We start from the raw sequence: 12,986 nt of genomic DNA, 5'->3' as shown, positions 1-12,986 counted from the left end.
CCCGCACCTGGTGCGGGGCCGCTTCAACTGGTGCCGCTGCCTCGTGGGGGCGGAGGCACATGGCGGTTCCGGCCGCCGCCGGGTTCACCCGGTCAGGTGACGTACCGAAGAGGGGCCGACGTTCCACCCGGTGTCGCGGACCGCCGCGGGCACGGGCACACCCGCCGGCTCCAGGGCGAGGCCGCGGCCACCGCCTCGTAGGACGGTGCGGCCACGGAGCCGCGCCGCCGTGATGTGCCGGGTCGGCTCCGGCTGGCCGAATGACCTTGTCCGGAGTGTGCCTCCACCGCGGCCGCCCCCGCACGTGGCGTGCTGGTGGGCCCCGGTTTCCGGGTTCTCGGTGCTGTCGATGTCGATCCCGCTGTCCTGTTCGACCGCCGTCCCCACAGGCTGGCCGCCACCTCGGGAGTCGGCTCCCAGGGCACCCGGTCAGGCCGCGAGGAGGGCCTGCCGCACCTTGTCCGCGAGAGGGCCGGCGCTACGGACACCGCGTGCGCGGTAGCCGATCAACTTCTTGGAGATGATCTTGATGGAGTCGGTGTTCCGGGCCGAGCTGACACCGTCCATCAGGTCAAGTGCCTGGTGCCAGGTGGCCACCGCCTCGTCCATGCGGCCCTGCCGGTCCAGCGTTCTGGCCAGCTCGTGCGTACTCAGTGCGTGGATCCGCCGGAACTCGTCCGGGTCCCGTCCCGTGAGCTCCGCCCGACGGTGCCGCTCGGCCCCCGCATGGTCGCCGAGTTCCGACAGGGTCTTCCCCGTGTGCGCGCTGATGGTCGCGGCGACCGGGCCGACGGCGAGCGCGTAGGCCGCCACGGGGTCGCCGGTCCGACTCAGGGCGTCCTCGGCGGCCAGCAACGCGGCCGAGGCCTTGCTGCCCTGGCGCGTGGCTCCGTAGGCGCGTGCGCTGGTGATGAGCAGCAGGGCACGGGTCTGCTGGTCGATGCGGCCGGCCGAACGGCGCAGTGACTCCTCGGCAAGGTCGACGCAGAACCCGGGCTGCTTCAGGTTCAGTGCCTGGTGGGCCAGGGCGCGGAGCATCCACGCGCCGTGCCCGTGGTAGTCGGACTCACAGGCCAGCTGGTAGCCGAGCAGGTAGTAGCGCTGGGCGGCACCCTCCTGGCCCAGGTCGTGGTGCTTCCAGGCGAGAAGGTAGGCGAGTTCGGCGGTGACCCCGTAGGCGTCCTTGCGCACCGCGTCGTCGCTGAAGCGGCCGCGCAGGAGGGGGACCGCAGCGTCGGTGAGGTAGAACGTCGCGGCCGCCAGCCCGTGCCCGCCGCCGAGCTGTTCATCGGCGGCCCGGAACGCCCGAACGGTCTGCTGCACTGCCGCGATGTCGGCGCGTCCGACCCTGGACCGGACCTCGTTGGCGCGCAGCGTCCGGGCGACGGCCTCGTGGTCGTAGCCCAAAGGAAGTGCGAGAGCAGCGGAGACGTAGACGGCGCGTTGCAGGAAAGTGCGGCGGCTGGTGTCCATCAGGGTTCTCCCCAGGTCGGTGGTCGCGGCGATCGGATCCGCCGCCAGCACGGGGACATCCTGGGGTTGGTCGCCGTACCCGATCTCCTCCAGTGTGACTACCTGCCCGGTGAGCTGAGTCAGCGCCTGAGCCAGGAAATCCGCGGACCGCCCCTTCGGACGTCGGCCGCTGCACCAGTTCGCGACGGTCGACTTCGTCGTCCGGACGTCCGGGTCGCCGTTGATCGCCGCCTGCTTGCAGTGGGCCCGGGCCACGGCGTCCAGCATCAGCTCGTGCTCGGAGATGAAGCGTTGAAGTGCACTCCTGGGCTGCGCGGATGCCGTCATGAGTTCCACCCCCGTGCTCGGCTGAAAACCGGGAAAACCACTTTCCGTGGTGCTGACTGTACCGAGAGAGGTACGTCCGGTGTTGAACTCGTCGTGCGCCACGGCGGAGCGGCCAACGGGCCGTCAAGGATCCATTCTGACAATCAGATTGGCCGGTAGGGCCGGCACCTCCCACCCTGTCCGCCCGCCCCTCCGCGGCGCTCGATCGGGGCCCTCACCACACCCCCGAGAGCAGCACGCCAAGCCCAGTCCGAGGAGTGCCATGCCGTTCGTCAGCACCACCATCACAGCCGACAGGGCCGGCCCCCGCGCGGCCCGCCGGGCGACCGAAGCCGTCCTCACCGAGCTCCGCCTGAACCTCGGCGGCGACCAGGCGGTCACCGTGATACTCCTCGTGTCCGAGCTGGTCACCAACGCCGTCCTGCACGGCAGCCCGCAGTCCGGCGGCGAACTGCAGCTCACCTGGAGCACCCTGCCGGGCGGCGTGCTCAGGTTCGCGGTGACCGACCAGAGCAGCGCGCCGCCGGTACTGCGGCGCGCCTGCGCGGACGACGAGCACGGCCGCGGCCTCGCCCTGGTGGCCGAGCAGGCCACGAACTTCGGCTGGCACCCGCTGCCCGGCGGCGGCAAGACCGTGTGGTACACCCTGCAGCTCCGCGAGCAGCGGTCCCCGGTCCGGCCGGCCACCGCGGCCGCGCAGCCCGCCGCCGTTCTCACCGGCGCCACCCTGCGCGCCCACGGCATGGTCCCCGGCGCCCGGCCCCGGCCCGGCGCGCCCGGCCCGATACCCGTCCGCCGCCGGCACCTCGCGCTGATGCCGACCCATCCGGCCGCCTGACCCAGGCCCCCTGATCCCCCTGGTGGTGGCGCGTGCCCACAGCGCCCCACCACCAGGGCACCAGCGTCCCCGCCGCTGCCCGTACCACGGGCGGGGACGGCGGAAGAGCAGCGCACCCCACCTCCGCGCCCAGCTCACCGCCCCGGCCCGAGCCCCCCACTGCCTCCGGGGGCCGGACCGGCCCCGGTGCCGACATCGCGACCCGGCACCCGCCCGCCCGCTTCCCCGCGGGCCGCGCACCGCCGGCGGGGCCTTCGTGCAGGCCCCGCCGGCGCCCCCACCACCCTTCCGCCGCCACCACGACGAACGGCCGACCGTGACCACCGACCACCACACCCGGACCGTGCAGCCGCCCGCCGACGCCGCCCCGTTCCGGCCCGCCGACGCCGCGAACCCCTGCACCCACGGCACCCCGTGCCCCACCTGCGGGGAACGCCTGAGCCTCACCCGGGCCCAACGCCGGCTGCTGACCCTGGACGCCTACGGCCTGACCGTCCACGAGATGGCCTCCCGCTACACCCCGCCCGTGAGCACCAGCTGGGTGCACGGGCAGCTCACCGAGATCGCGGAACGCCTCGGCGCCACCACCCGCGCCCACGCCGTCGACATCGCCTGCCGCGCCGGCCTCCTCCGACCGCGCGCGGGCACACGGCCGACCGCCACCCTGACGCCCCTGCAGACGTACGTGGTGCTCTCCCTCGCCCGCGGCAACACCCGCGAGCAGACCCGCACACTCCTGGAGATCGGCCCGGCGCGGTTCACCACGGCCCTGCGGGACGTCCACGAACGCCTCGGCCTCGGCCAGGGGCAGCGCCGGACCCGGCTCATGCTCTACCTGCTCCACAGCGAGAAGGCCCTGCCCAGCAGCAACCCCTGCCGCTGCCGCCCGGACGAACCGCTGCCCCCGCTGAAGGGCTCCGGTGTCCTGCTCCGACCCTCTCCCCGGCCCCCGACGGTCCGGGGCAGACCGTGCCCGCGGTGCGGCTCACGGGCGAGGCTGACCGTCGAGCACCGCGACGTGCTGGAGCTCATGGCCCGGGGGCTGACGGACCAGGAGATCGCCGGGCACCTGGGATCCGGAGCCTTCGCCACCCGCACCACCGCAGCGGTGCGCCACAGCCTCGGAGCCAGGAACCGCGCCCAGGCCGTCGACCTCGGATACCGTCACGGCTTCCTCGCACCCCCCGACCCGCTCCCAGAACCGCTGACCGTGACGGACCCGGACACCCGGGCCGCCCTCGCCCGGATCGCCGCCGGCTGGACCATCCACCGCACCGCGGCCTCTATCGGCCTCACCCGCCAGGGACTCCTGCGCCGGCTCTCCCACATCCACGAGCACTTCGGGACCACCGGGGAGCAGAAGACCATCCAGGCCCTCTACCTGCTCCACGCCCTCGGCGGAGTCCTGCCCGACGAACATCCCTGCCCGTGCCCACCGTGACGCCCCCTCCGGCCCCCGCCGCCGACCGAACCCCGGCTCACCCCGACAACCCCACCCCCAGGAGCAGCACGTGCTGACCCACCAGCAGCCCCGCGTCCGTGCCGAGCACACCCCACACCGCCACGACGGCCAGATCCGCCTCGGCACCGTCGCCCCCCGCACCAGCACCTACCCCGACGACCCGTGGCGCTGGACCCTGCTCGAAGCCCTCGACGGGACCCGTACCCCCGCCCAGGTCCTCGACCACGTCCAGGACACCCACCCCACCACCCCGGCCTCCCTCGTCGACACCGCGATCCGGGAACTCACCTGGGCCGGCCACCTGGAGGACGCCGCCGACCGGTCGACCGTGGCCCCCGGCACCGACGCGGAGCGCTACGACCGCCTGGCCCAGTACCTCGCCATGGTCAAGCCCCACGACGAGCGCACCCCGAGCGACATCCAGCGGGACCTCGCCCGCGCGTCCGTCACCCTCATCGGCGACAGCACCATCGGCTCGGCCACCGCCTACGCCCTCGCCACCAGCGGCATCGGCCTGCTCCACCTCGTCGACGACGGCACCGTCCAACCCGCGAACCTGCCCGGCCAGTTCCTCGCCACCCCCCACGACACCGGCCGGACCAAGGCCAGGACCGCCGCCGACCGCCTGCGCCACCACAGCCCCCGCACCACCGTCAGCGCCGCCGAGGGCCTCATCCTCGACCCCGACGCACTCCAGAGGACCATGGACGGCGACGACCTCACGATCCTGGCCGCCCCCAACCCGCCCCACCTGCTGCCGGCCGCGAACCGCGCCGCCCTCACCACCCGCACCCCGTGGATCGACACCAGCCACCACGGCCCCCTCATCAGCACCGCCCTCTACGCCCCCGGCACCGGCACCGCCTGCTGGGAATGCCTCCACCGCGCCGAAGCCACCGCACACGGCCAGGACGACCTCACCACCGAAGGCCTCCTGCGCGCCCTGCCCCGACCCGCCGGCCACCCGGCCACCGCCGTCACCACCATGCTCACCGGCACCCTCGCCGCCCACGCCGCACTGGCCCACCTCACCCGCGCCACCCCCTGGCCGCCCGGCACCGTCCAGCAGTACAACCTCGTCAGCAACACCCAGCGGACCATCACCCACCCCCGCGACCCCGCCTGCCCGGCCTGCGCCGACCGCTGACCACTGGCCACCCACCGCACCGATCCGGGAAGAGCCGATCGCCGCCTACAGCCCCACCCACCCCGCCCAACGCGCCGCCGCCCGCCGGGTGCTCGCCAGCGGCCGCGACGCCGGAGAACTCCGCGAAGGCAGCCGGCGAACTCCCGCCGGGCACACGTGGTCCATCGCCCCACCGATCGCCTGCCCCGCCGAGGCGCTCCGCACCGTCGATGTACGCCGGGCCGCCGGGTGGTGTCGGCCGCGCCCGGGTCGGCCGGCTCGCGGATCTCGTACGGGGCGGCGTCCGCCGGCACGTACTGGTCGAGGTCGCCGTCCGGGCGCTGCTCCTTCAGCGGGCGCGGCTCGGCGGTATCCGGGGAACTGGAGCTGGATGACGTCGATCTCGCGGCGCAGCGCGGTGTAGACACCAGGAAGTCCCCGTCCAGGCCCCAGGAGGTCGGCCCCCGCGCTCGCGGGGGTTGCTGCGCGACGAGCGTCATGAGCTGGGACGGCGTTGTCGGCCAAGGCTTCGGAAGCGGGGCCGAAGCACGGCTTTCGTGCCCCGAACCGCCCGAGGGGCCCGCTGGTGGCGGCCGATCTTCTGCGCCCGGCACGGAGGAAGGCGTAAGGCCGTTTCGGTGGTCGGCTCCGGGACCGGACCGGTCCTCGCGGCTATGCCGGATCGGGGCGTTCGGCGAAGGTCAGGACCGTAACCGAGAGGCGGTGTGCGGCGAGCCGGGCGATCCGGTGAAGGTGGCCGTCGCGCAGCGCTGGGGAGCGCTGGCTGCACCGGTGGCGAGCGAGGGAGAGCGGGAGGCCGTCGCGGCTCTCAAGATGGCCGACGCCGACGACTACGCGGCGGGACACCTCCGCGGAGCGCTGCCGAAGCGCTTCCCTCGCCTCGAAGTCGAGATCACCGCCCGACTGGCCGCCGCCCAGCAGCGGGCAGCAGCAGCCTTACGGCCAGTCGTCGACATCACGGTGCTCCTGGACGGAACACCGCCTGTCGGCTCTACGAGGACGCCGACGGCCCGACGCAGCGGGATTTGCTCAGGGTGGCCATCGACCGCATCGACGTTCAGCGCGCCGAGCGTCCGGTCTGCCGTTCGACGGCGCCAGCCGGGTCGTCATCACATGGGCAGGCGTGAAGCGAGTTCGCTGGAACGCCCACCAGCTCGGCCTCTTCGACGTCAACCCGCTCACCCACGTCAAACCCCAGCAGTACAACCCCACGCGCCCGCTGCCACTCACGCGCTTGCACAGGTAGAGGATCATCCCCGCGCGAGCGGGGAGCAGCGAGTAGCAGCAGCACGAAGGCGCCCCTGGAGGGGACCATCCCCGCGCGAGCGGGGAGCAGGTCGCGGTAGCGGTCGACGCCCTCGGCGCCCAGGGACCATCCCCGCGCGAGCGGGGAGCAGCCCTGTTGGTGCGACCGGAGCAACAGGCGGACGGGACCATCCCCGCGCGAGCGGGGAGCAGTTCCCCGGTGACCTCGGCATCGTCGACGACCCGGGACCATCCCCGCGCGAGCGGGGAGCAGCCGGACGCCTGGCTCGCCGCCCGCATCACCCAGGGACCATCCCCGCGCGAGCGGGGAGCAGACGGTCGGCCGCGGTCTTCTCCCGGGCCGCCTGGGACCATCCCCGCGCGAGCGGGGAGCAGTGGCTTCACCGTAGAGACCGGCCCTGATCTGCGGGACCATCCCCGCGCGAGCGGGGAGCAGGTCAAAGAGACGTACAAGCGCGCTGTGGGGATGGGACCATCCCCGCGCGAGCGGGGAGCAGAGCGCCCGCCGCCGGCTCACCCACTACCCCGCGGGACCATCCCCGCGCGAGCGGGGAGCAGACTCGCTGACCTGGGAATCTACACGCGACCGCGCGCGTTTTTCGCTACTTTCGGCAACACAGTCGTTCCGGGCATCTCCTACCAATACGGTTACGGTCCTTCACTCCACTCCTCCACGGTCACCGCCGTCCGATCACGACCACGCGCCGCCCATTGCAGGCCGCCTCCCGCGAGCCGGCAGCCGGCGCAAGGCCAGCCCTTCTACAGCCGCGCTACAGCGAGCACACCGAGGCAGAGCGTCATCGCAACCACGAACGCGCTGCTCCCCGCTCTCAGCGATGCCAGGTTCGATCTCCCTTCCTTGACCGACACCAGGGCGGCAGCCAGCCCGACGGCGACCGAAACGGTGAACGACAAGGCCAGCAGGGTCAGCACGGAGACACCGAGGAGAGCAGGTGCCGCAGACAAGGTGGCTCCATCCATTCGCGCAGAGGCAAACGGGACCCGACGACCGGAGCTCACAAAGCGGCCCGGCCCCAACCCCATCACTCTGACGTCCCATCAGGATGCCATCAAGCCCTCTGCTGCAACTATCGAGTATCCCTTCTAGATTCCCCCGAGCAACCCGACGGAACCGAAGCAGCAGAACGCCGGGCCGCTGGCAGCAGCCCGGCGCACGAGCCCCGCGCGAGCGGGGAGCAGGTCAAGAAGTGACCCTCGATAGGGATCATCCCCCGACGGGGAACAGCACCCCAGGCTACGCCCCCTTCGTCGGCCGCTCACCGCCCCGGCGGCGACCAGGTCGCGGAGTATAGCCATCCTTGAGCAAGCCCGGGCAACTCTGGATTAGTTTGGAACTTCCGGGAGTTGATGCGCTAGCGTTCCGTCCATGGCCGAGACGACCATCGACGAGCTCGAAGCGCGGCTGGCGGACCTGCGGGTGCGCCTGCGGGAAGCGACCCGCGCCCGTGACAAGGCCGCTGCTTCCCAGCTGCGCCGCGAGATGCGCGTGGTCGAGGACGCCTGGGAGGCCGCACTCGACGAAGCCGCCGAACCGGCCGCACCCCTCAGCCGCACCACCGACCTCCTGACCGACGCCACCGCGCCGGTTGAAGGCCACCCGCCCGCCCCTCGCATTCCGGTCGGCATCCCGGCCCGTGAGCAGGCACACCAGGCACTGGCGATCCTCGGAGCGCCCGCCGCACCGAAGTTGATCGCCGCGACGTACCAGGCGTTCTTCACCGACCCGCTGATCGTCACCAAGCTCGCGTCGCTCCGGCGTGACGAGGAACGTTCGTTCCTCTCCCAGGGGCACACCCGCCCCTTCTACATCTGCGCCGCGCTCACCCACGATCGACTGTCCGCCGCCCGTGGCTTGCTCGCAGTGTCGACGTGGCGGCTGGACCGCCGCATCATCGGGCCGCTCAGCCCTCGTTCGGACTTCCTCATCCATGCCGTCGGCGTGGCCCAGCAGATTCAGCGCCTGGAGAGCGCCGAACACTCCCCGGGTGAACACGCCTGGCAGTTGCTCCGGCGATTCGCCTTCAACATCCCCGGCGCCTACGAGTCAGGAGCGCCGGATCCGGAGCGAGTGGTCACGGCCGCCCGCAACGAGCTCACCGTGCACCACGAAGCCGACACCGCCGACCGAATGACGGCCGCCGTCCGGGCCAGAAATCAACTCACGGACGTGCAGCAGCTGTTCGGTGTGCTCTTCCAGGCGGTCGAACGGCGTACCACTGCGGTCCGCACCTCCTGACCGCCCCCGCCACAGACCTCACTCTCCCGACAGCGCCGTCGATCGACCCGCGGCGTCCGGACGATTCAGACGATTCAAGAGACCCTCCATGCCCTTGCCCCCCTCCGGTGTTCCCGAGGACCGGCTCACCCTGCTGCGCGGCCCGCTACCACCCAAGCCGTACGACGCGCGGAAGATCACCGCACTGACCACCAACCCCGGCTGCGACCGCCGCGCGGTGCTGGACGCCGCCGGCGTCGACAAGGCCGAACTGGCCCGCCGGCTGGGCTACGATCCGCGGTTCGGCCAGTCGCCCTTCGCCATCACCCGCGGCCTCGCCTTCGAACACCTCGTCAAGCGGGACGGGTACGCCGAGCTGTTCCGGCTGCTTCGCGAGGAGACCGGGGCGCCTGTCGCCGAAGCGGCGGTGACCGATCTCAATGACGTCGGCGGAAACGCCACGCTGACGGTCCGACAGAAGGAAACCGCTCGCCTGATCGAGCGGATGGCCGCCGGAGACGCCGACCGCCTCATCCTCGACCACCCGGTCCTGACCCTGGAAGTAGCCGGAAGCACCGCCTACTTGGAGCCCGACGCACTGACCCACCGCATCGGCGGCCGGTTCCACCTGGTGGAGATCAAGTCCTTCCCCGCGATCGACGGCGTGGCCGATCCGCTGGACGTCGCGCAGGCCGCCAAACAGGCCGCCGTGTACGCGATCGCGCTGCGCCGTGCGTTCGCCGAGGCCGGCCACGACCCGGACCTCGTCGCCGATCAGTTCCTGCTGGTGTGCCCGAAGGACTTCGGCAACCGCCCCTACGGTCGCCTCGTCGACCTGCGACAGGAGCACGACACCATCGCCTTCCAGCTGGAGCGGCTGCATCGGACGACGGACATCGCCGCCTCACTGCCCGCCGGATCCACCTTCGACGTCAGCAAGGAATCGGGCCGGAGCATTGCGGACTTGACCTCCTCCGCTGCCGCTCTCGGCGCCGCCTACGCTCCGGGCTGCCTGTCCTTCTGCGAGATGGCACGCTTCTGCCGCCAGGAGGCCGAGGACTGCGGGCTGCCGGCCCGCCTCGGCAGCGGGGCACGCAACGCCATGCCCGGTCTGAACTCGACGCGGGCAGTGCTCGCCCGGCTCGACGACGACGCGGGACCGCCGGCCGCCGATCCAGGCCTGGCAGAGGTGATCGAGCATCTACGTCGAGCGGAACGCCTCCGTCGCAGCCGCGGAGGGGGCGCCGCATGAGCGTGATGACGGAGCTGGCCCGGCTGCGGGCGACTGCTACGGCCGAGGCCGAACCGGTGACCACCGTGCGCCATGTCCACCTTGAGGCCGAGCCGTTCGTTCTCGTCCCGCTCACGCTGGCCGGCGAAGCCTGTGCACCGCTGGCCGTGCTCGCGGGAACCGATCCGGCCACGCCGACTCTACTGACTGTTCATCAGCCCCGTGACCGTGCCGAGCGGTTCCGGTTCGTGGAGCGCCTCGCGGGCCTTCTCCTGCCCCATCTGAACGAGCGGCTGGCCGACACCGAGACCTATGTGACCGGTGCGGCGAAGGAGGAGAAGTCCCGTGCGTTGCTCGCGCCCCAGTTGATCGTTCCGAACGGCGAAGGCATCGGCTGGCTGGGGCGGCTCGGCCGGCTGACACGGCTGCGGGCCGTCGAGGGGCCGTACGCGGTGTCGCCCGATGTCGTGCTGCTCGGCAAGTGGCTGACCTGGTTCAAGGACCGCTCCGAGCTTCCCGGCACCACCGTTCTGATGGCCATGACCCGCATGCTGGCCGGACACTGGGCGACCGGCCGGAGCAGCGCCGAGGACTCCCACCTCGCGTCGCTCCTCGCCTGGATCGCCCCGCCCGCCGGCCTCACCGGCGCTGCTGCCGCCCGTGCCTCGGAGGACCCGGCCCTCTTCCCGCCGGCCGGACCCGCCACCGACCCGGTGTTCGACGCCACGACCCTGCAGGGTCTGATGGCCGGGTACGACGAGGCAGCGAACGACCGGGCCCGGCAGGGCTTCGCGCGCGAGATGGACCGGGAGCTCATGGGACAGGTGCTGCCGACGTGGGGCGCGGTCTGGCGCGGCATCGAGCTGCTGCATGAACTCCCCGAGGGAGGACACGTGGCCGAGCGCCGGCAGCGTGACCGTACGGCGTTCTCCGCGTACGGCGCCTACCTGGTCGAGGACGGCCGCCCACAAGGCCGCCGCGATCAGGCGGTCGGGGCGGCCCGCAGGCTCGCCGGCCTGGAGGAGGCCGAGCAGCTCTACCAGGTGCAGCGGGCGTTCGACGACCCGCTCGTGATGGCCGAGTACGAACTGACCGGAGAGGCGTTCACCGGTGTGGTCGTCGGCCGGGATCCGGACCGGCTCGACGATTCCGGTGGGCGGCCCAAGCGCAGGCCGACCGTGACGTTGCGGGTGACCGAGCTGCCACGGGTCTCGGTGAGTGCCGTGGTCCGCTCCCCCGCCCGCCGGGGGCACCCCGCCGAGGTCAAGGCCATTTCCCCTGCCGGCAGAGGGGGTTTCGAGGTGCTGTTGGAGATCACCGGGGGCCTGGGACGCGGGTACCGGCAGCCCCTGCCGCCCGGGACAGTGCCCGAGTTCGGCGAGGAGCTGACGTTCACCACGCTGGATCCGGCCCAGCATCCCTCACGGCTCCCCGCCACGGAGAACACACCGTGGACCCACGGGGGTCCGCCGCAGCCGTACGAGCCGACGGCCGATGACGCCGAGGAGGTGTGGGCATGACCGCGGCCGCGAGCGCCGCCGGGGCGCCGGGGGTGCGGGCGGACCGGGCTGTGGCCGGCGTACTCACCGAGCTCGACACGGGCACCGGGCGCGGCGTCGTGGTGGACTCCCCGCCGGGCGCGGGCAAGTCGACGTTGGTCGTCCGCGCCGCCGGGCATCTGGCTTCGGCGGGGCACCAGTTGATGATCGTGGCACAGACCAACGAGCAGGTCGACGACCTGGCCGACCGGATCGCCCGGGAGCACCCCGAGCTGATGGTAGGCCGACTTCACAGCTCCACGATCACCCTGCCCGAACGGGTCGTTCGCCATCCGCAGGTCAGTGGCAGCACCAGGATCCGGGATCTTCGCCATCTGCCGGTCGTCCTGTCGACCGCGAAGAAGTGGTCGTACGTCAGCCCGGAAACCTGCGAGCCGTGGCGGTGGGCGATCGTCGACGAGGCGTACCAGATGCGGTCGGACGCCCTGCTCGCGACGGCGCCGCTGTTCGACGGGCCGGACGCGCGCGTGCTGTTCGTCGGCGACCCCGGGCAGCTCGACCCGTTCTCCACGGTCGAGACCGACCGCTGGCGCGGCCTGAGCTGGGATCCCCTGCTGAACGCGGTGGACGTCAGCCTCGCGCACAGCCCGGACCTCGCCCGGCACCGGCTTCCGGTGTCCTGGCGGCTTCCGGCGAGTGCCGCTCCGCTGGTGCAGGAGTCGTTCTATCCCTACTATCCGTTCGAATCCGGCTCCCGTGACGGGGACCGCAGGCTGACGTTCGCCGCTCTCCCGCACCGGGCCTCCCCGGTGGACGATGTCCTGGATCGTGCCGCGGATTCCGGGTGGGGTCATCTGGAGCTCGCGGCCCGCCACACACTCGACCACGATCCGGAGGTCGCCGAGGCGCTCGCGGCCACCGCTGCCCGGCTGCTGGGGCGCGGGGCGCTGGTCGACGGCAGTCCGCTCGCCGAGGACAGGATCGCCGTCGGGGTGGCCCGCACCGTCCAGGCGGACGCCGTCCGGCGAGCCCTGGCCGAGCGGGGCCTCGCCCGCATCACCGTGGACACCGCGAACCGCCTCCAGGGGCGCGAGTTCGACGTCACCCTGGTCTGGCACCCACTGTCCGGCCGGGTCGACCTGAGCGCCTTCCACCTGGAGGCCGGCCGCCTGTGCGTGCTGCTGTCCCGGCACCGCTACGCGTGCGTCGTGGTCGCCCGGGCCGGGATCCGCGACGTCCTGGACCGGCATCCGACCACCCGGCCGGTCCACCTCGATGTGAAACCGAAGTTCCCGGACGGCTGGCGTGCCCACCAGACCGTCATGGCCCACCTGGAGCGTGCCGCGCACCGGGTCAGGGCGATCTGACCGCATCCGTGCCGAGCGGGGTGCCGACCCGGCGCGCCAAGGAGAGAGCCGTGGAAGAGAGCACGACCGGACGTCGAGTCGAGCGCCTGTCCGAGGCCGCGAGAGCCGTCTGGGCCAAGCACGACAAGGACGACGGCGCT

At 72.4% G+C, this 12,986-nt stretch carries 9 protein-coding genes and 1 CRISPR repeat array; of the genes, 7 read left to right on the top strand and 2 right to left on the bottom strand.

Features of this window, described 5'->3' with window-relative positions; all coding sequences use genetic code 11:
• Positions 1-429: 429 nt before the first annotated feature.
• A complete protein-coding gene (locus tag ACFCX4_RS03445) occupies positions 430-1,800 on the bottom strand; it encodes a tetratricopeptide repeat protein (protein WP_376138524.1) in 1,371 nt (456 codons plus the stop codon).
• A 262-nt stretch (positions 1,801-2,062) separates the two neighbouring features.
• Between ACFCX4_RS03445 and ACFCX4_RS03440 the strand changes: the two genes are divergently transcribed.
• The 3 genes from ACFCX4_RS03440 to ACFCX4_RS03430 all read left to right on the top strand — a co-directional run bounded on the left by ACFCX4_RS03440 (position 2,063) and on the right by ACFCX4_RS03430 (position 5,247).
• Entirely contained in the window at positions 2,063-2,638 is a 576-nt protein-coding gene (locus ACFCX4_RS03440; protein WP_376138514.1) for an ATP-binding protein, read from the top strand.
• 316 nt (positions 2,639-2,954) lie between these two features.
• A complete protein-coding gene (locus ACFCX4_RS03435) occupies positions 2,955-4,079 on the top strand; it encodes a hypothetical protein (protein WP_376138512.1) in 1,125 nt (374 codons plus the stop codon).
• 70 nt (positions 4,080-4,149) lie between these two features.
• On the top strand, positions 4,150-5,247 hold the full coding sequence (locus ACFCX4_RS03430; RefSeq protein WP_376138511.1) for a ThiF family adenylyltransferase: 1,098 nt from the start codon (positions 4,150-4,152) through the stop codon (positions 5,245-5,247).
• A gap of 1,246 nt (positions 5,248-6,493) precedes the next feature.
• Positions 6,494-7,071: direct repeats of the CRISPR family, unit length 29 nt; unit sequence GGGACCATCCCCGCGCGAGCGGGGAGCAG.
• A 201-nt stretch (positions 7,072-7,272) separates the two neighbouring features.
• On the opposite strand, the gene ACFCX4_RS03425 is transcribed toward ACFCX4_RS03430, so the two are convergent.
• Positions 7,273-7,446 (bottom strand): hypothetical protein, encoded by a 174-nt coding sequence (locus ACFCX4_RS03425; RefSeq protein ID WP_376138509.1) that lies wholly within the window; start codon positions 7,444-7,446, stop codon positions 7,273-7,275.
• A gap of 454 nt (positions 7,447-7,900) precedes the next feature.
• Between ACFCX4_RS03425 and ACFCX4_RS03420 the strand changes: the two genes are divergently transcribed.
• The 4 genes from ACFCX4_RS03420 (at position 7,901) to ACFCX4_RS03405 (ending at position 12,846) form a co-directional block, all read left to right on the top strand.
• Positions 7,901-8,770 carry a hypothetical protein gene (locus tag ACFCX4_RS03420; protein WP_376138507.1) on the top strand — a complete coding sequence of 290 codons (870 nt, stop codon included), beginning with the start codon at positions 7,901-7,903 and terminating at the stop codon, positions 8,768-8,770.
• 88 nt (positions 8,771-8,858) lie between these two features.
• Positions 8,859-10,001: a hypothetical protein gene (locus ACFCX4_RS03415; RefSeq protein ID WP_376138505.1), complete on the top strand. Its 1,143-nt coding sequence runs from the start codon at positions 8,859-8,861 to the stop codon at positions 9,999-10,001.
• A complete protein-coding gene (locus ACFCX4_RS03410) occupies positions 9,998-11,500 on the top strand; it encodes a hypothetical protein (RefSeq protein ID WP_376138503.1) in 1,503 nt (500 codons plus the stop codon). The genes ACFCX4_RS03415 and ACFCX4_RS03410 overlap by 4 nt, the downstream gene beginning before the upstream one ends.
• Positions 11,497-12,846, top strand: a complete 1,350-nt coding sequence (locus ACFCX4_RS03405; protein ID WP_376138501.1) for an AAA family ATPase — start codon at positions 11,497-11,499, stop codon at positions 12,844-12,846. Before ACFCX4_RS03410 ends, ACFCX4_RS03405 begins: the two co-directional genes overlap by 4 nt.
• The last annotated feature ends 140 nt before the right edge of the window (positions 12,847-12,986 follow it).

This window comes from Kitasatospora sp. NPDC056327 (assembly GCF_042261735.1).
Classification (GTDB): domain Bacteria; phylum Actinomycetota; class Actinomycetes; order Streptomycetales; family Streptomycetaceae; genus Kitasatospora.
Note: the sequence above shows the minus strand (reverse complement) of the source record. Positions and strands in the feature narration are given on the sequence as shown.

What these genes read in the sequence shown, in the direction of transcription:
- ACFCX4_RS03445 (WP_376138524.1), bottom strand. Translation starts at nt 1,800, where the DNA reads ATGACGGCATCCGCGCAGCCCAGGAGTGCACTTCAACGCTTCATCTCC.
- ACFCX4_RS03440 (WP_376138514.1), top strand. Translation starts at nt 2,063, where the DNA reads ATGCCGTTCGTCAGCACCACCATCACAGCCGACAGGGCCGGCCCCCGC.
- ACFCX4_RS03420 (WP_376138507.1), top strand. Translation starts at nt 7,901, where the DNA reads ATGGCCGAGACGACCATCGACGAGCTCGAAGCGCGGCTGGCGGACCTG.
- ACFCX4_RS03415 (WP_376138505.1), top strand. Translation starts at nt 8,859, where the DNA reads ATGCCCTTGCCCCCCTCCGGTGTTCCCGAGGACCGGCTCACCCTGCTG.
- ACFCX4_RS03410 (WP_376138503.1), top strand. Translation starts at nt 9,998, where the DNA reads ATGAGCGTGATGACGGAGCTGGCCCGGCTGCGGGCGACTGCTACGGCC.
- ACFCX4_RS03405 (WP_376138501.1), top strand. Translation starts at nt 11,497, where the DNA reads ATGACCGCGGCCGCGAGCGCCGCCGGGGCGCCGGGGGTGCGGGCGGAC.